Here is an 18970-nt window from a genome sequence, read left to right as displayed (position 1 = left end):
CTCTTTAAAAAACAACAAAAGGCTTCGCAGTGCGAAGCCTTAAAAAAACCATATGACTATTAGTAACTTAGTTTGGTATTTTTACCATACTAACTTCACCATCACGGGTGTATAAAATTAGCTTATCGTCGGCAACAACTGGCTCAACAAAAAAGCCCGAGCTGTCAAAGTCTTCACGAGATACTAGCTCGCCAGTTTCTTTATTTAGCCAATGTAGGTTACCTTCTTGGTCGCCTAAAGCTAAGTGGTTACCTGCAACTGCAGGCCCTGTTAGGTACCAACCACGTAGAGCGGGTTGGCTCCAACGTTCAATACCTGAATTTTTATCTAATGCGTAAATAACACCATCGCTATCTACTAAATAAATTGTTTGTGCATCCATCGCAATTTCGCGGTAGCTGCTGTACTCACGTTTCCATACAACATTGCCAGAGCGAATATCTACAGCAGCTAAGTTGCCGTTGTAAGCTATAGCGTAAGCGTATGGACCGCTAATAAGTGGTTGAGTGTCTACGTCAACTAGGCGTTCAAATTCTGATGCGCCTTTAGCAACCGCAATTTCTGCGCTCCATGCTGAGTAACCACTGTCTGAAATTAATACGCTTAGCTTGCCTGTTTCAAGGCCTACTAATACACCACCGTTAGCAACGGTTGGCGAGCTTTGTCCGCGTAATGTTAGTGGTGGAACTTCTTGTTCAAAGCTCCAACGCTCTTCGCCTGTATCTGGGTGAAGGGCTAACAATTTACCAGAGCCTAAATTTACAAATATTAAGCCATCGCCTGCTGTTGGTTTAGACAGTGATTCGCCTGGTACGTTTTTACGCCAAACTTCTTCACCGGTTTCGCGATCAAGAGCAATAATAAAGCCGTGTTCAGAACCTATATAAATTTTACCATAGGCTTGCAAAATACCACCTGATAATTTTGCATTTCCGTTGTTAGCCCAAGGCCAAAATGATAAGTCTTGGCGTACATCGGTTTCCCATTTTGTATCGCCATTATCAAGCGAAAGCGCTTCTACTTGGCCTTCGCGGCTAGCAACATACACAGTATCTTTGTAAACTGCGGGTGTTAAACGAGAAAAATAATGCTCTACGCCATCACCTACAGATTCTTGCCAAACAACGTCAGTTTCAAATTGGTTTACAATTTCAGGAAGTACTAGTTCATCTTCATCATCACTTGATGAACAACCCATCAATGTTGCCATACATAGGGCAAGAGCTGCTGTTGTAAATTTTTTCATGCCTAAAACCTTATGCCGCTGGGCTAGTTACTGCTAGGTCATCTAACTTAATTTGTAATAGTGGGTTACTTGTTAATCCACCCGCATCTATTGCTGCTTGGTATGCAGTACGTGCTTGATCTTTATTACCTTGCTCAGTGTAAATGTCGCCTTTAAGCTCGGCCACGTTTGCATTGAACGCTTCAGGTAATGGTGCATTTAATGTCGTTAATGCATCGTCATATTTAGTTTGCGCAATTTGAACACGTGCTAAACGTGTAATCGCAATTGCTTTTAATTCTGTATTTGGCGTATTAGACACAACCCAGCTTAGCTTTTCGCTTGCTACGTCTAGTTTTTTCGCTTCTACTGCGTCTTTTGCAGCTACAAATGCTGCAAGTGTTGCGTAGTTTGTATCTTTATTTTCGCTAATAAACGCATCAGCTGAAGATAATACATCATCGCTTTCAACAAGTGTTGTATATGAATCTGATGCTTTTTCAGCGGTAGTAATTTGGTTTTGGTTATATGCTTTCCAGCCATATAAGCCACCTAGGCCAACAAGTATACCTAGCGCAAGTGAAATGCCGTTTTCACGGAAAAAGCGTTTAATGGCTTCTGCTTGTTGTTCTTCTGTTGAATAAATGTCCATTCTTACCTCTAATGTTCGCTTAGCCGTTAATAAGCTCAGCTAATAGCGCTTTAGCTTGTTCTAATTCTAATGTGACTTGTTCTTTACGCTCGCGTAAATACTTGATGGTCACAACGCCTTTTTCTAATTCATCTTCGCCAATAATCACTGCAACAAGTGCATCGCTTTTATCAGCACGTTTTAATTGTTTTTTAAAGTTGCCGCCGCCCGCATGTACCATAACGCGCAAACCCGGTACGTCTTTGCGTAGTTGCGCTGCAATTGCAGGTGCTTGAATGCTTGCTTTGTCGCCCATTGCTGCTAAATATACATCAGCATTACGACGAATGTCACCTACACACTCAAGTGCTTGTAGTAATAATACTAAGCGCTCTAGACCCATTGCAAAACCAACTGCTGGCGTTGCTTTGCCGCCAAGTTGTTCAACTAAGCCATCGTAACGTCCGCCAGCACATACAGTGCCTTGTGCACCTAAACTGTCGGTTACCCATTCAAATACAGTGCGGTTGTAGTAGTCTAAACCACGTACTAACTTTTCATTAACCGTATATGAGACGCCAGCAGCGTCTAAACGTTCACATAAATTTGCAAAATGTTCTTTTGATTCAGCATCTAAATTTTCAGACAATTTAGGCGCATCAGTTAAAATTGCTTGTACGTCTGGATTTTTGCTATCAAGTACGCGTAATGGGTTTGAATACATACGACGTTTTGAGTCTTCATCAAGCACATCAATGTGTTGCTCAAGGTAGGCTACTAACGCATCACGGTAATCTGCACGCGCTTCGTTAGACCCTAAAGAATTTAGCTCTAAACGAACGTGGTCAGTAATACCAAAGGCTTCCCATAGTTGCGCTGTTAATAAAATAACTTCTGCGTCTATATCTGCTGTAGCAATACCAAATGTTTCTAAACCAAATTGGTGAAACTGACGGTAACGACCTTTTTGCGGACGCTCGTGACGAAACATTGGACCCATGTACCAAAGGCGTTGTTCTTGGTTGTATAGTAAGCCATTTTGGTTGCCAGCACGTACGCATACTGCGGTGCCTTCTGGGCGAAGTGTTAATAAGTCGCCATTGCGATCGGCAAAGGTGTACATTTCTTTTTCTACTATATCGGTAACTTCACCAATAGAGCGTTTAAATAAGTCGGTTGATTCTACAATAGGAAAACGAATTTCTTGATAACCGAACGATGCTACTGTCTCGCGTAAAATGTTTTCTACTTTCTGCCAAACTTGTGTATCGCCCGGCAGACAATCGTTCATACCGCGAACTGCCTGAATTTGTTTTGCCACTGATAAATCCTAAATGCTGTTTTTTTGTGTAATGAAAAATGCTTACACAACAAGAATGCTAAAAATTGACCCGTCATTATATACCCAAATGACCCCATGATGCGAGTTTCAGTTGGAATTAAAAGCGATTTAGGCAAGGCATTGATTGAAAGTAATAGTGGTTCTATTGTTAAAATCAATAACGCAGTATAAATCGCTTTTAAACCAACCCGTTGGGCGGTTCACAGACACTTACTCTCATCGTTGTTACTTTTTAAAAGGGATTGCCATTCTTGCAAAGTAACGCCTTGATATTAAGAGCCTGTGAAACGCTGAATTCTGTATCTTGGGGTCGTTTGGGTATCCACTAGCTATAAAGGTAAACGGCAAACCACGGGGTTTGCCACCTTAAACGGTATTTATTCGACTATTTTTATGTCAATCGGTGTTTGGCTCTGCTTTTTTTCTATAAAGTCGCGTACATAACCTTCAAGCTGATCAACAATGTTGTTGTTATCAATGCGCGCTTTTTGGCGTTCGCCATTTATATACAAACCAGAGCGACGATTTGCACCGGCAAGCCCTATATCACTCACAAGCGCTTCACCTGGTCCATTTACAACGCAACCAATTACCGAAACTGACATAGGTTCGATAATATCCTCTAAGCGCTCTTCAAGTTGGTTCATGGTGCTTACTACATCAAACTCTTGGCGTGAGCAGCTAGGGCAGGCAATAAAGTTAATTCCACGCGAACGAATGCGCAATGAATTTAAGATATCAAAGCCGACTTTAATTTCTTGAACAGGATCGGCAGCAAGTGATACACGCAGGGTATCGCCAATACCTTCGGCTAATAACATACCTAAACCTACTGCAGATTTAACAGAGCCTGAGCGCATGCCGCCCGCTTCGGTAATACCTAAATGTAGTGGTTGGTCTATTTCTTTAGCGAGTAAGCGATATGCTCCTACAGCTAAAAATACGTCAGACGCTTTTACTGATATTTTAAATTGGTCAAAATCAAGGCGGCGCAATATATCTACATGGCGCATTGCTGATTCTAATAAGGCTTCTGGTGTTGGTTCGCCGTATTTTTCTTGTAAGTCGCGCTCTAGTGAACCGCCATTTACACCAATACGAATAGGAATGTTATGCTCGCGTGCTGAGTCTACTACGGCTCTAATACGCTCTTCACTACCTATATTCCCTGGGTTTATACGCAGGCAATCAACGCCGTATTTTGCCACTTTTAAGGCTATACGGTAATCAAAGTGAATATCGGCTACTAGCGGAATCGTTACTTGTTCTTTAATACTTTTAAACGCTTCGGCTGCATCCATTGTTGGTACTGATACACGGACTATGTCGGCACCTGCATCTTGTATTGCCTGTATTTGTGCAACAGTTGCATCAACATCCATGGTGTCGGTGTTGGTCATTGATTGCACTGCAATAGGGGCACCATCACCAATAGGGACGTTACCTACATTGATTCGGGTGGATTTTCTGCGTTTAATTGGAGATTCTGAAAACATAGCGACTACTCTGCTAGTGGTAATGTAAATTTGGCTAAACGGTTTTGAGGAAATGCAGAAACATCTACAGGTTCACCGTTTAAAGTAATGTCTACAGCGTCATGCTTACCAAGCACAACTGAAAAAGGAGGCGTACCGCTTACGGTCATAATGTAGCCTGCTTTTTTAACGCCGAATGCTATTTTCTCGCCTTCGCCGTCGTAAATTTCAACCCAACTTTCGCCATTAAAGTTCATGACAATTGTACTGCTAGCATCGTCTTGACTTGCGCTGTTAGAAGCAATAGGAGCCGTTTCTTTAACTATTTCTGGGCTTGTTGATGTTTCACTAGACGTGCTTTGTGATTCTAATAATGATTCATCGTCAATTTCGGCTTGTTGCTGTTGCTCTGAAATACTGGGTTGAGCGGCTTGGCGCTCGCTCATTTTTGAGTTGGCAACGTTTATGTTACTCGTTTGCTCTTCAATAGGTGTCGCGTTTTGCCAAAACCATAAAGCAGATGAGCCAATAACAATCGCTAAAATTAAATAGCTAAAAAACATTAAGCGGCTGTCGTTTGCTTCTTTTTCTGTACGGCGTGAAAAACTCTGCATATTAGCGGGTTTAGCCGGCTCCGGTGGGGCTGGCATCATTGCTAATATAGGTGCGCTATCTACTTTTAATTCACGGCAATAGTTTTTTATATAGCCTTTAACAAAAGTAATAGGGCCTAGTAATGTAAATTCATCATTTTCAAGGCGTTTAATTTGAAGTTCAGACAGCTTTAACGGTGCAGCAATAGTCGCTATGCTAACGTTCGCTTGTTCTCTGTGATTTTTTAATATCTGGCCTACAGTTGGCTGTTCGCTCTGTGTTTGCGTATTTTCTTCATTCATAATGTGTATGAGTCTGGATCCACTAGTAAAAGTTTGTGCCCTGGTTTTAGTGCTATATCAGGACTTAATTTATTCCATCGCATTAATTCATCAATTAATACATGCCGCTGGGTAGCTATATCGTAAAGGGAATCACCAGCTTTAATTTCGTAATAAATATTTGGATCGTTTAGGTATATTTTACTTCCATTCATTACCCGATCCGACTCTTTTAGACCATTCCATTGCAGGAGCTTTTGTAGTTTAACATTGTATCGCACCGAAATGCTAAATAGGTTTTCGCCAACAGCAATTACGTGAAATGGCACGCGTAAAGGCGATACTTTAGGGTTAAGCATTGGGAGCTCTGTTTTTTGTACTGCTTCGTAACTTTTAAATTCAATATCTGCATCATTTTGATAGCTGCTATTTTTAAATACAGTTGTATTTTTAGTCGCTTCGTAGAATACCACGTCACTACTATTTTTTTGAGCGGTAACTGCAGGAACTGAATTACTATAGTTACTAGTTTGCTGCGAATTAAACTGGCCTGTTTTAGGTGCGCCAAACGAAATTATTGTAACTTCGTCATCGGCTTTAGCTGGTTGTTTTGTTGCTATAACTTCTTTTTGAGGTTCGTAAACGGACTTAGCTTTTTTAGGTGCAGCTACTACGGAATCTGCAGAGTCGTGCTCAGTAGTAAGTGCAAGCATAACAGCCGTTGTATCGGTAGGGTTGCTTGGTGCGACGACTTTAGGAGCTTCTTCTTTTTGGGTTGTTACTTGTTTTGCTATTACGGTTGCTTCGTCGGCTTGCTTACTGACCGTGTTTTGTACCGCCTTAGCTTGCTTTTCTCTTACTATAACTGGATTTACATCTTGGTTATTTGCTGTTGCGAGCTTTTTATCTGTTTTTTGTTCGTTGTTTGTTACCAAGCTTGTTGAACCGTCTTGTGGTGAACGTTTCTTTCTGATTACTTTTATTTTTGGTTTTGAACTAACGTGCGCGCCGCTTTCGTCATTTTTTAGTTCTTTTAACTGCGCTTTGCGGTATTTTTCTCGCAGTATTTCAAACTCATTAAAACGTGTTCTTTTCTCTTTTAATGCATAGGCTTCGTTACTGCTAGAGTAAGTTTGTAAAATAGTGCTGGAAATTTTTTCAGCCTCTTCTATTCTGCCCATTCTGTTTTTTACAAGGTAGCTAAGCATTAATGCGCGAGAAGATACTCGACCTGTGCTTTCGTAGCGTTTTAAAAGTTCACTGGCTTTGTATAAGTCACTTTTTGCGTAATACAGCGCTGCTAAACTAATTAACGTAGATGTACGCTGAGAGCTGTGATTAAGTGCCTGTTGAAAGTAACTTTCTGCATTTTCAAAATCATCAAATTCAATAGCACACAAGGCTAAATTTTCGTAACTTTCGGCAACGCGAATATAACTTGGTACTTCAATGGCTTTTAAAAATTGATCAGTTGCACGATCGTATTCATCAATACCACATAAAAACACGCCGTAGTTATTAAGGGTATTAGGATCGTCAGGCTTTATTTCGAGTGCTTTTTGGTAGGCTTTATCAGCTAGCGGGTTTTCGCCTACTTGTTGATAGTAATAAGCAAGAGAGTAATGTACTTCAGGTAGGTCAGGAGCAAATGCAGCTGCACGTTCTAAATTGTATTTGGCTTGAGAGTTATTACCCGTTTTTAAATACTGTAGGGCTAAAGCAATTCGTGTTCGTGCTGCGCCAGTATTATTAATTTTATTTTCGACGACGGGTTTATTACTGCCGTTATAACTACTTTCGCTAACACAGCCACTTAAGGCAAGTGTTGATAGTGTTATAGCAAGTATAGATCGCATTACCTTATCTCTTTATTTTTAGTCCATGGCGCCTATCTTACCTAAAACCTTTGTTGTTGCATCATTTATTTAAAAATAAACAACTTAACCACCCTACATGACTAATTAACATAGGGTGGTTACAGATTATGCTTGGTGGATATTAACGCTAATTGCGTTATCGTCACGCATTTTCTTTTTAGCTAAACGTTTAGTACGGTCAACTACATCACCTACTAACTGTCCGCAAGCGGCGTCAATATCGTCACCGCGAGTTCGGCGCACAATACAGGTAACGCCTGCTGCTTGTAATACTTTTGAAAAACGGTCAATACGGCTATTGCTTGAACGCGTGTATTCATTACCCGGGAATGGGTTAAACGGAATAAGGTTTACCTTACAAGGTGTGCCTTTTAACGTTTGCACTAATGCATGCGCCTGATCGGTGCTGTCGTTAATACCGTTAAGCATCACGTATTCAACCGTTACATCTTTATTTGCTTTTGAGCCATCGATATAACGACGACACGAGGCTAAAAATTCTTCAATAGGGTACTTTTTATTAACTGGCACTAAAATGTCACGCAGTGCGTTATCGGGTGCGTGAAGTGAAATAGCCAGTGCTACGTCAATTTTCTCTTTTAGTAAATCAAGTGCAGGTACAACGCCTGAAGTACTTAATGTTACGCGGCGCTTAGATAAACCAAAGCCCCAATCGTCCATCATTAGTTCCATTGCTGGCACTACGTTTTTAAGATTAAGTAAAGGCTCGCCCATACCCATCATTACAACGTTAGTTACTGGGCGCTTTTCGCTATGGCCATCAAGGCCTATATCTTTAGCTACACGCCAAACTTGACCAATAATTTCAGATACTTTTAAGTTACGGTTAAAGCCTTGTTGAGCAGTAGAACAAAAAGTACATTCAAGAGCACAACCCACTTGTGATGATACACATAACGTAGCGCGCTCTTTTTCAGGGATCCAAACGGCTTCTACTTCTTGGCCGCCTTCCAGAATAAGTGCGTACTTAATAGTACCGTCGCTTGCTTGTTGGCGCACAGTGATTTCTGGCGCTACAATTTCGCACTCAGCTTTAAGTTTTTCTTTAAGCTTTTTGTTTACGTTGCTCATATCGTCGAAGTTATCTACGCCAAAATGATAAATCCATTTCATCACCTGGTCACTACGAAACGGCTTTTCACCGAACGATGCAAATAGCTCGCGCATTGCTTCTCGGTTTAAATCTAATAAGTTAATCTTTTTTTGCTCGGTCATGAAACAACCTCAATCGGTGACGGTGGAGATAAAATTTACGAGGACGAATTGTACACAATTCACTCACTTTAATCATTAAGTAAAACATCATGAGTTTCTGATTAATACTTTACGTAATGACTAAAAAAGGGCCCGAAAGCCCTTTTCAATATGTTAACGAATTCGAATTAACGAGTACGTGAACAAAGCTCTTCGTCAGCGAAGAAGTACGCGATTTCGCGAGCAGCAGATTCAACAGCGTCAGAACCGTGAACAGCATTTTCGTCGATGCTATCAGCGTAGTCTGCACGTAAAGTACCAGCTAGTGCTTCAGCAGGGTTAGTAGCACCCATGATTTCACGGTTTTTAAGAACAGCGTTTTCGCCTTCAAGAACTGTAACCATTACTGGACCAGATGTCATGAAAGATACTAAAGCACCGAAGAAAGGACGTTCGCTATGTTCAGCGTAGAAACCTTCAGCTTTCTCTTGTGAAAGGTGAACCATTTTAGCTGCAACGATTTTAAGGCCAGCAGATTCGAAACGGTTGTAGATAGCGCCAATGTGGTTTTTAGCAACTGCATCAGGTTTTACGATTGAAAAAGTACGTTCTAAAGCCATCTTTATGCTCCAATAATTTTAAGTAAAAGTGTGAATATTAACGGGCGCGAATTATACGCGTTTTAAGTGAAAAATCCTAATTTTATTAAAAACCAGTTTGGTTGCCGTTTTGTGATCTCGATCAAACGCAAATTATTGACCGCATTTATACTGCCGCGCTTCTGTTTACTTATTTGTTAATGACTAATCTGAATTCTGCTTGGGATAGATTTATTTTTCAGAGTTTAGGTTAACTACTTATGCAACTGGCTTAAACCCAGTTTGATGTATGGAGCGCACATGTCACCCGTTATTTCTTCAATGCCTTTTATTCCTGAATTATTATGCCCCGCAGGCAGTTTAAAAAACATGCGTTACGCGTTTGCTTATGGCGCAGATGCGGTTTATGCGGGGCAGCCTCGTTATAGTTTGCGTGTGCGTAATAATGAGTTTGACCTAGACACTCTGAAAGTAGGCATTAGTGAGGCGCATGCGCAAAATAAAAAGTTTTATGTGGTGTCTAATATTGCGCCGCATAATGCCAAAGTTAAATCGTATTTACGTGATATAGAACCTGTTATTGCGATGCAGCCCGATGCGCTGATTATGTCAGACCCTGGTTTGATTATGCTTGTTCGTGAAAAATGGCCAGCCATGCCTATTCACTTATCAGTACAGGCGAATGCGGTAAATTACGCGAGTGTACAATTTTGGGCAAAGCAGGGAATTGAACGCGTTATTTTATCGCGGGAGCTGTCGCTCGAAGAAATAACTGAAATAGGCACACTCTGCCCAGACACCCAACTTGAAGTGTTTGTACATGGCGCACTGTGTATGGCGTATTCGGGGCGTTGTTTACTCTCTGGTTATATAAACAAGCGCGATCCAAATCAAGGCACATGTACTAATGCATGTCGCTGGGATTACGATGTAAAGCCTGGTGTTGAGAACGAAACTGGCGAAATGGTGCATAAAATTGACCCCAAACAGGTGATTCCTACTCTGGGTGAAGGCGCGCCAAGCAACGATGTATTTATGTTAGAGGAACAAGGTCGCCCTGGTGAGTATATGCCTGCGTTTGAGGATGAACACGGCACGTATATTATGAACTCAAAAGATTTACGCGCAGTGCAATACGTAGAGCAGTTAACAAAAATGGGTGTACATAGTTTAAAAATAGAAGGGCGTACTAAGTCATTTTATTATGTAGCGCGCACAGCACAAGTTTATCGCAAAGCAATAGACGACGCAGCTGCGGGTAAACCATTTGATACTAACTTATTTAAAACGCTTGAGAATTTAGCGCATCGTGGTTATACCGAAGGCTTTTTAAAACGCCACGCTCATCAAGATTATCAAAACTATGAGTACGGTCATTCGGTATCAACTAAACAGCAATTTGTGGGTGAAGTACTTGGGCGCTGCGAAAATGGATTAGTTGAAATAGACGTTAAAAATAAATTTTGTACAGGCCACTCTTTAGAGCTTATGACACCACAAGGTAACTTTACTTTTAAGCTTGAATATATGGAAAACAAAAAGGGCGAAAGTATTAGCGATGCTAAAGGCTCCGGTCACATTGTAAAAATACTGCTAGATGAAGACATTAACTTAGCGCATGCTATTTTAATGCGTAATCTTGAGGAACACCAAGATACTCGTAATCCATTTAAACAAGCTGTTTAGCTACAGCTGAATATAGTTTTTTCAAAAAACTCGGGGTTATAAAAACCCCGAGTTTGCGACTTTATTTAAAATAATATTAATTATTTTTCAAGCTGCTTTAGCTTATCTCTTCGCTCTTTACGTTTTTGTTTTAATGTTTTGCTTGCATGTTTTTTAGGTTTTTCTTTACTCATTACAAATAACTCCAATTAAATATATAAAATTAATAAATAAAATTAATAAATAAAAATTGAAATAATTTACTCTATATTTCCTCCTTAATATTAATGGCTATTATTTCCCAAAGGTGGGATTCCCCAGCTTCTTTATATTCAATAATATGATTTATTTTATGCCCTAAAAGAGCGACCCCAAGAGGAGAGTGAAATGATACGTCATTAATAAAGTGCCTTCGTTGGTTTGGAGGCACTAAAGTTATACGGCGCTTAAAACCGGTGGTTATATTTTTAATAACCACCGTGCTATTAATTTGTACATGCGGATTGAATTTTGACCAAGGCCGCTGTGAATACTCGACTTCTTGTAGTAAATACGCAAGCTTTAACGGTTGTAATAGTACCGCTGCGTCTGTGAAGTCATTTTTAGACAGGAAAGATTTTTTACGCTCGAACAGAAAAGAAAGCACGGACTAATCCCCACAAAAACTAAATCGAATTTAAATATATAAAGGTACAGTGTAACTGCCGAGTGTAAGGGTTACACTCGGCTTAAATTCCGAAGGTGGTATTTGTTTTTAGCAGATATGTGATTAAAGTAAACATATTATCCTCTTTGTTTAAATCAATCATATTGAGTTTAAAAATAAAGTCAATTGAGTTTTAGGTTAAAAATATATTGGCGATAAAATGACAGTTTAAAACTGTTTTTTTTATGTTTTTATAAATTCGTTTTTTTCACTAAATTGTTGTTATTTCTGTGTGTTAGTTGCTCACTATTTGATTGAAGCTAAGCGACTAAATAGTTAAGTGCTATTTATGGGATCTATAGTGCCACTTATGCCTATTTATAATATTTATAGATTAAATATACTGGTGTTGTTGTTTATTAAAGTGTAATTGTGTGGCTAGTATTTTATTATGTGAAGCCTAAGCTGCTTATTTTATAAAGTAAAATTAGGTGTTGGGTAACACTTTTATAGTGGCCACGTTCTCTATCACTTAACCTTTATGTAATAGTCATTGCATTGAACAATGTTAATTAAATAATCACTTCTTATTCGGGTTCATCAAAGTAAATTATAAAGGGTCTCACTTATATGTGGATAATTTTTGCATTACTCGCCACTGTTTTTTTTGGTGCGCGAGGAATAATGTACCAATGGACGTCACAAAAAAAGATTAATCGTAATCTATTATTATTCGGTGTTTTTTTTGTGGGATTTATAATTAGTGCGCTAGGTACTGTGGTGTTTGAGCACACATGGTACGGCTGGGCTGACATTACTGTTGGACTCGCTTTAGGTTTTGGATCTTTTGCGGCTAATGGGTTTTTACACAAAGGGTTTTCGGTTGGGAAAGCGTCTTTAATTAGTATTCTGTCGGGGTTAACGCCTTTATTTGTGCTTTTATTTGCCTTTTTATTATGGCAAGAAACCTTAACTGTTATTCAATTAATCGGCTTTTTTATTATTTTTGGCGGCCTTTATATTATTCGCTACTCCAGCGATATCTCATTAAGTAACTTACAAGGCGCGCAATGGGGATTACTGGCGGCACTGTCCTTTGCATTTAATGATTTAATGGGTAAGCAATCAACGCTTCTTGAGGCGGATACGTTTGCAACTTTAACGTCTATGTTTGGGTTTGGTAGCTTTCTTTTTGCCGTTAGTTGGTTAGTAAAGCGTAAAAAAATGCTAGCAGAGCAAGGCAGCTCTCAAGCGTATTGGTCTGCCGGTAAAACATTCTCATGCGGGTTACTTATTGGTTTAACAAATGTAGCAGGCATGGTTGCAATAATATCGGCTTTTGCAATTGGTAATACAGGGCTTGTGTCGGCAATTTCAGGAATGAACATTTTAATTATTTTGCTGTACTCACGCATAATTCTAAAAGAGTCTTTTACACGCCAAGAAGTTATAGGATTAACAACGGCATTTTTAGGTGTAATTGTACTAAGGCTTAGTTTTTAAAAGATGAATTAGCTTAATTACTTTGCTGTGAAAAGCCTACACTGCTACATTTTAGTGAAGTGTTGCAGTGTATGCTCTATAAGTAATCGCACTCGATAAGGGATTTGTTTTCTGTCGCGATAAAGCATAGAAAATGGCTGCCCTTTGCTTTGCCAATCATGAAGAATGTGTTTAAGCTTTCCTGCTTTAATAAGTGGTAATGCTATATAATCAGGGATGTAGCTAATACCCACACCAGACTCAACTGCTTGTTTCATCATTTGAATTTCATCAACTTCTAATCGAACATGTGTGTTTGGGTTGAAGCTATATTCCTCGTTCGTGTGCTGATTTTTTAATTGCCACGGTACCAACCCAACGCACGTAATTTTTGGTTGCTCTTCTAATTGTTTAGGATGAGTGATAGATTGATAATCATGATTTAAGTGAGTACATAATATATTGTGAGTAAGCTTAAGCTCCCTAATAACCCAATTATCAATGGCAGGATTTCTTACTCTAAACGCTATATCAATCCCTTCTTTTTCAATATCAATAAGGTTATTTGAAAAGCGTAAATCTAGTTGAATATCGGGATACTGCAGTAAAAAATCACAAAAAATAGCACTTAAAAAATGTTTACCCATGTAAATGGGTGCACAGATCCTAATTTTCCCTTTAGGTTGGTCTTTCTCATCACAAAGTGCTTGCTCAATACACTCTACTTCATCAAACAGTTTACGATAGCGATCGTAATATAATTCGCCAGTATGCGTAAGTGTAACTCGATGGGCATCTCGATTTAGTAACGTTAATTGCAGAGCTTGCTCTAATAAACGTATTCTACGGCTCAAAGTTGATAGTGAAATATCAAGGCTTATTGATGCTTTTTTAAAGCTACCTAGTTTTACTATGGTGCAAAAGTAACGTAAATCATCGAGAGAATAATTAGCTGCCATCAGAACTACTTTATTGTTTAGGATGTAGGCAATATTAACAGCGACGCTTTAGAATTTCATTAGAGAAGCCAGAAGTTTTTATTGATAAAGATCAACAAAGAAAAAGTCAATAAAATGCATAATTTAACGCTGTTAATCATATAATTTAAAATAAAGCAGTAAATGTTCTATTTTTTCATTTTTTGTTTTATATGAACTTTAATTGGAAAGGCTAAAAAGTGGCTCTACTCATAAATAGTAAATGCATTAACTGCGACAGTTATAAGGTTTTTAATTAAATACATATAAAACATATGGTTGCTTTGTCGTGCTATGGTTTGTGCTACGATTTTTAGAAATTCATAAGCACCTGGCTAGTATCTTAAAAACAGCCTTAAAAGGCAAATTGTATTAACTACAAAATTAAAAACACAAACTACCATAACCTTTGAATCGATATTATTTAATAACGCTTTAATACCTGTGCGATAGACGTTGGCGCATTCTTGCCTTGAGTTGGCACTTTTGTTAAGTCATATAAACGAGTTAAGTAGTCGAGAGATTGCCACAAAAATAATAGCAGCCTGAATGAAATGAGCCCAGTAACTTCAAACATTTATCGTAGAAGCAGGTACCGTACTTTTTTTAGCTAACGCTTCGCGTGACATTTTTGCTTTTTTGCGACGTTCTTTTAGATGCTCTGCAAAAGCTAGCTGCACATCACCTTCGCTTAATAGTAGGTAATTAATAATATAACCCGCAAGTAAAAGAGACACAGCTGTATCTAAAATGGATTTAAAATAGGATTAATGGATACAATAGTGTCTATTTTTTGCGAGTAAAGCGTTTGAGATGTGTTAATGCCAAGTAAAGTAGATACCGACTAATCTTGTTCAGGTTCCTTATACAATAGAGTGTAAATCAAATTAGAAGCGTAAAAAATTAAAACGCATATTAGCGTTTTACACTTTTCACAATAAAGTGCCCTTTAGGGAACTTCAAGCTGCATTCTAGGCCTTAAAGTGACCTATTGGTCACTTTAACTTACGGCGGTTATATCAAAAAGTTAAACTTTGTTTTTACTTAATCTACTTTTTTAGCTTGTTTAATAAGCTTAATTAGAATTATCGTCAACACAGCAGCCGGTAATAACCATATAAATTCACTCATCTTAAATTCTCAATATTTGAAGTAGTACTTAAACCTTAATGATTTTGATGTGTTTTGCAAATTTAAGTCGTTTATCTATTACCTTTCAATTTTTCTCCTGACTTATGCCTAGTTAGTTTTAGGACAAATAACTAGGAAAAATAATGAAAGATCAAAAATCACCGTTTATACGCCAATATGTACGCGCTAGTAAATCACCGTGGGAAGATGCTTCAACCATTTTGCTGTTAGCAGATGTTGTTGATAAGCAAATACTAGAGCTAGGCTTCACAAATTACATTTATTTACACCGAGATAGCATGGGGAGTGTTTTGGGGATTAGCATTTCTCAACAGTTATTAGCTGTTAACCCTGAGTTCTCACAGAGGTATTTGGAAGGTATTGAGATGTATGCTTTTTTACTTATACATATTGAAGACATTACAAACTTTTGCAGCTTGTTTACTGCAGAATTTGAGCAATTATTTATGCTAAAACCCAGTATATATTTTGCAGCTGCAGAAGATAGTTGGTTGCGGTTAATAGAAAGCTCATAAACTCTGGCGAGCCCGTAGGCTCGCTTTTTTATTTTTAAAAATTTTGATCCAATTGAGTTTTAAATAAATAATTTAAACTCACAAAAAGTCACTATTTCTCCCTGAGAGTGCCTATTTATAAATAACCTCATAATAAGGGGAGTAAGTAATTATTAATGGATAATAATTATCAAAATTAATTTACGATAAGGAAATTCTATGACTTGCAGATATACCTCTACTCTAGACATTATCACCCTGTTAGAAGATGTCAAAACGGTTGTAAGGGATAACGATCATAAAATAAACAAACTCATGCTAAGTGCAGATAACCCTAACTTTAAAGGCTTTTGGGCTATTGTAGAGCCTCAAGTTTTTAATAAAAAACATCTTAATTATCGTGGCGTAAAAGTTCTGATATATAAACTAATGATTTGTTTAATAAACGATGTAAACCAACCCGTACCAGCATATCCTGATTACGATGACGAGTTTTATGAAGAGCCAGAGCAAGCATTTAGTGATGCGCCAGAAGAGCGCTTTGATTCAGTTTTTGGCAGCAAGTTCGAGGATGAATTTGAAGACGACTATAAAAATGATATTGAAAATGAATTTGTTGACGAGTTTGAACAAGATCGTATTGATTGTAATATCCAAGATTCAATAAACAGTCTTCTAAATAAATAATAAAGGACAAATATAAGTTATTTTAATAATAAAATAACTGCCTAATCATTACCCCTAAAATATGCCATGAGTCATTATTTGCAGGCTCACTGCTTAAGCTGAAATCTGGTTTAAGCAGCTCAATCTCATTAATAGAGATTACACCTCTAGGGGAAAGGCGTGATGCAAATATAGCGCCTTGTTATTACTTCACAAAAGCGTGTTTTTAATAATAATGTTGGCAAGGCTGTAAATAGGCCAAAAGCAAAGGGGAATGGATTACTATCCATTCCCCTTTGCTTATCTATCGTTTATTAATAAAACATTTCATTAATTTCTTCACATAATTTAGTACGGAAAATAATAGACGAGCGAAGTAATTCAGCATCGCTTTCACTGAGAAGTGGTGCTCGTGTTTTTTTGTCAAAACGCTGCGGCATTTCCTCAAATAGCTGTTCGTGGAGTCGCTTAATGTCATCAAAAATTTTGACTGATTGGGAGAATAAAAAAATCTTACTGTAATCGCCATCTTTTAACGAGGCCAAATATTTTAGTAAAATTACCTGTCGTGCAGTTTTGTTTTTAAAAGAGTGTTCCACCTCAATAGCGACTATTGAGCCATTAGGAAGTAGCACAGCGCCATCCACTGTTCGTGCAGCGGATAGGCCGTTAATTCGTTGAAATTCTGGCTCGGTAATAAATCCCTTCCACATTGGGGCGTACGTTTCATCACTGTGATAATTATGTATACCGCGCAGCATGACAAATGCGTTAATCAGATTATGCATAACATGGTTATTATTGAACTGCAGCGCTGGGTTTTTATTGCTCCTAAAATATACGTCGATGCCCATCAACTCTTCTGCAAATTTGGCAGCAGTATAGGTGGGTACATAGACTCGACCGTCTGGGCTTCGGTGTGTTTTTACCACACGCAGCAAACTGTCCTTTTCTAGCCGGTTCAGGTGCTCTAATGCTAACCGATGATTAATGCCGTAAAGCCAGCGAATAATCCCTGGTGTAATAATCGAAAATCGAATAGCAATTAAAACGGTTAATCGTGTTCGGTTAACGCCTTTTTGATGGTTATTTGCGCCTGAATAATACCGCATATCAATATCAAAATAGCGAGGGTAGTTAAGTTTTAATGAGCTATTCATCTCTAAATTTTTTGATGGTTGCTGAGTCAATTCACAAAATCCTTTTGGTGAGTTAATTAGTAAAAGTAACTAGCACCGCAACACAAAAATTATCATCATTTTATAATTATATTGCCGTTTTTCATTCCGAGATGCTCTTACAGCATGCACGGAATCATTGTCGCGATAATAATCGCAACAAAAAGCAGCTTTCAGCTGATGGTCTCTCAACTTCGTTGTTCAACCATAGGGCCTAAAACGCCCGCCAGCTCTGGTGTTGCTCCGCAACGAGCTGACTCAACGCGCTTCGCGCTAGCGTTGTAGACCCAGCGCGAATGCACCGTGCTCCGCCCTGTACTAACCGCCATACTGCCGCTACAGACAATGCGATGGGTGCCCCATTATCCGCATTTTTCTTCGCTTTTATTTTCTACGAAAATAGATGGTTCGATCTCAATTTGTGCCAAATTTTAATCGAATTTCGCTGATGCGAAACATTATCGCGGTTAGTACAGACCAGCTGTACATTCGCGCAACTCCATGTGTCCTAAGCTTCGCTTATGCCACATTACGCGCTTGTTGGTCTCATTCTGAGACGCTTTTTTTGCAATTTTTCGTGCCGAAAAATGCCATTTTAAAACCTGTCTTTCAGACAAAAACGCCTTCAAATTAAACGTATTAATGAACTTTTTAGATAAAGAGGAAAGGATTTTTGCTTAATAAAAATTAGGTGGAGTAAGGGAAGGGCGAGTAACTTAATTCAAACTGTTTGTTGCTGAGCTGCGCAGTCAAACAAGTTTGATTTTTATCACGAAATTATTAAATTTGAAAGCATAAATAAATAATTAATGATTAATAAGGTTTAAAAAATGAAAAATAATGACGTTACTGATATTGCTATTAATCCAGCCAGCGGTCTTCCTATTACTAATGCGAGTTGCAATATCGTAGATGTAGGCGGCAATGTGATAGGCCAACACGATAGAGTAATGACTGTTTTCGAGGTTGAAGAATCGATAGCGGATTCAAATGATGGTGGCTGCTTTGATGCATTTGACTCGTTTGATGACGGCTTTTAATGCCCGAGATATTGAAAGCAGTAAGCCGGCATCGAATAGAAATCGTATATTCGACCATTGTATTTGGTGGCTCAGCAGTACTTTCTTTCCAGTACCAATCAACTCAAAATTTTGCTTGGTTTATTACGCTGACCTTATTCTGTACCAAGATGGCTATTGGCATAATTAACTATGAGCAATATCGCCAGAGAAATAACCGAAGTATGAAAATCATGCTCAAATATTTGTTATTTAAATTTGTATAAAACCCGTTTATTTGTCCTAAACGCAAAGCGCTCCTAGTTAATCAGGGCGCTTTTTTTACGTTTTATAGTATGAAAAATGAAATTTTGCATACTATAGATTCATCCAATTCGGAGTTTTTCAAGTTAGTTGTCGCATCAAATTAAATTTTATGCCGCCCGCATTGCTTCTTTTTTCTCTGGATTTAA

17 protein-coding genes are annotated in these 18970 nt (G+C 38.5%); 5 read left to right on the top strand and 12 right to left on the bottom strand.

What is annotated here, in order from left to right; all coding sequences use genetic code 11:
* Positions 1-67: 67 nt before the first annotated feature.
* The 8 genes from bamB to ndk all read right to left on the bottom strand — a co-directional run bounded on the left by bamB (position 68) and on the right by ndk (position 9260).
* A complete protein-coding gene (gene bamB, locus I6F54_RS12715; RefSeq protein ID WP_197141631.1) occupies positions 68-1246 on the bottom strand; it encodes an outer membrane protein assembly factor BamB in 1179 nt (392 codons plus the stop codon).
* Between the two features lie 10 nt (positions 1247-1256).
* The gene (locus tag I6F54_RS12710; protein WP_165740736.1) at positions 1257-1877 is read right to left on the bottom strand and encodes a YfgM family protein; all 621 of its coding nucleotides are present in this window, start codon (positions 1875-1877) and stop codon (positions 1257-1259) included.
* 19 nt (positions 1878-1896) lie between these two features.
* A complete protein-coding gene (gene hisS, locus I6F54_RS12705) occupies positions 1897-3177 on the bottom strand; it encodes a histidine--tRNA ligase (protein ID WP_007583429.1) in 1281 nt (426 codons plus the stop codon).
* 398 nt (positions 3178-3575) lie between these two features.
* A complete protein-coding gene (gene ispG, locus I6F54_RS12700; protein WP_007583427.1) occupies positions 3576-4694 on the bottom strand; it encodes a flavodoxin-dependent (E)-4-hydroxy-3-methylbut-2-enyl-diphosphate synthase in 1119 nt (372 codons plus the stop codon).
* Between the two features lie 5 nt (positions 4695-4699).
* On the bottom strand, positions 4700-5569 hold the full coding sequence (locus I6F54_RS12695; RefSeq protein WP_007583424.1) for a RodZ domain-containing protein: 870 nt from the start codon (positions 5567-5569) through the stop codon (positions 4700-4702).
* Positions 5566-7404 (bottom strand): type IV pilus biogenesis/stability protein PilW, encoded by a 1839-nt coding sequence (gene pilW, locus I6F54_RS12690; protein ID WP_197141629.1) that lies wholly within the window; start codon positions 7402-7404, stop codon positions 5566-5568. Before pilW ends, I6F54_RS12695 begins: the two co-directional genes overlap by 4 nt.
* A gap of 126 nt (positions 7405-7530) precedes the next feature.
* The gene (locus I6F54_RS12685; RefSeq protein ID WP_007583420.1) at positions 7531-8661 is read right to left on the bottom strand and encodes a bifunctional tRNA (adenosine(37)-C2)-methyltransferase TrmG/ribosomal RNA large subunit methyltransferase RlmN; all 1131 of its coding nucleotides are present in this window, start codon (positions 8659-8661) and stop codon (positions 7531-7533) included.
* 167 nt (positions 8662-8828) lie between these two features.
* Entirely contained in the window at positions 8829-9260 is a 432-nt protein-coding gene (ndk, locus tag I6F54_RS12680; protein WP_007377442.1) for a nucleoside-diphosphate kinase, read from the bottom strand.
* Positions 9261-9539: 279 nt separating this feature from the next.
* On the opposite strand from ndk, the gene trhP reads away from it, so the two are divergent.
* Positions 9540-10925 carry a prephenate-dependent tRNA uridine(34) hydroxylase TrhP gene (gene trhP / locus I6F54_RS12675; protein WP_197141627.1) on the top strand — a complete coding sequence of 462 codons (1386 nt, stop codon included), beginning with the start codon at positions 9540-9542 and terminating at the stop codon, positions 10923-10925.
* A gap of 244 nt (positions 10926-11169) precedes the next feature.
* Here the strand turns inward: trhP and I6F54_RS12670 are convergent, their stop codons facing one another.
* On the bottom strand, positions 11170-11550 hold the full coding sequence (locus tag I6F54_RS12670) for a GreA/GreB family elongation factor (protein ID WP_197141625.1): 381 nt from the start codon (positions 11548-11550) through the stop codon (positions 11170-11172).
* 630 nt (positions 11551-12180) lie between these two features.
* On the opposite strand from I6F54_RS12670, the gene I6F54_RS12665 reads away from it, so the two are divergent.
* Entirely contained in the window at positions 12181-13053 is an 873-nt protein-coding gene (locus I6F54_RS12665) for a DMT family transporter (protein WP_024591184.1), read from the top strand.
* 44 nt (positions 13054-13097) lie between these two features.
* On the opposite strand, the gene I6F54_RS12660 is transcribed toward I6F54_RS12665, so the two are convergent.
* Together I6F54_RS12660 and I6F54_RS20510 are read right to left on the bottom strand one after the other, a co-directional pair.
* The gene (locus I6F54_RS12660) at positions 13098-13991 is read right to left on the bottom strand and encodes a LysR family transcriptional regulator (protein ID WP_197141623.1); all 894 of its coding nucleotides are present in this window, start codon (positions 13989-13991) and stop codon (positions 13098-13100) included.
* A 587-nt stretch (positions 13992-14578) separates the two neighbouring features.
* Positions 14579-14746, bottom strand: coding sequence for a helix-turn-helix domain-containing protein (locus I6F54_RS20510; RefSeq protein ID WP_007583405.1), 168 nt, complete (start codon positions 14744-14746; stop codon positions 14579-14581).
* Between the two features lie 537 nt (positions 14747-15283).
* On the opposite strand from I6F54_RS20510, the gene I6F54_RS12650 reads away from it, so the two are divergent.
* Positions 15284-15676, top strand: a complete 393-nt coding sequence (locus tag I6F54_RS12650) for a hypothetical protein (RefSeq protein ID WP_197141621.1) — start codon at positions 15284-15286, stop codon at positions 15674-15676.
* 198 nt (positions 15677-15874) lie between these two features.
* Positions 15875-16342 (top strand): hypothetical protein, encoded by a 468-nt coding sequence (locus tag I6F54_RS12645; RefSeq protein WP_231609705.1) that lies wholly within the window; start codon positions 15875-15877, stop codon positions 16340-16342.
* A 293-nt stretch (positions 16343-16635) separates the two neighbouring features.
* Here the strand turns inward: I6F54_RS12645 and I6F54_RS12640 are convergent, their stop codons facing one another.
* Positions 16636-17511 (bottom strand): hypothetical protein, encoded by an 876-nt coding sequence (locus I6F54_RS12640; protein WP_197141619.1) that lies wholly within the window; start codon positions 17509-17511, stop codon positions 16636-16638.
* An 818-nt stretch (positions 17512-18329) separates the two neighbouring features.
* Here I6F54_RS12640 and I6F54_RS12635 point away from each other — a divergent pair.
* Positions 18330-18539: a hypothetical protein gene (locus I6F54_RS12635; RefSeq protein WP_197141617.1), complete on the top strand. Its 210-nt coding sequence runs from the start codon at positions 18330-18332 to the stop codon at positions 18537-18539.
* Positions 18540-18970 lie beyond the last annotated feature (431 nt).

Origin of the sequence: Pseudoalteromonas sp. SWXJZ10B (assembly GCF_015864475.1) — a bacterium.
Classification (GTDB): Bacteria; Pseudomonadota; Gammaproteobacteria; order Enterobacterales; family Alteromonadaceae; genus Pseudoalteromonas; species Pseudoalteromonas arctica.
The sequence above is the reverse complement of the archived record's forward strand: the minus strand, read 5'-3'. Positions and strand labels throughout refer to the sequence as shown.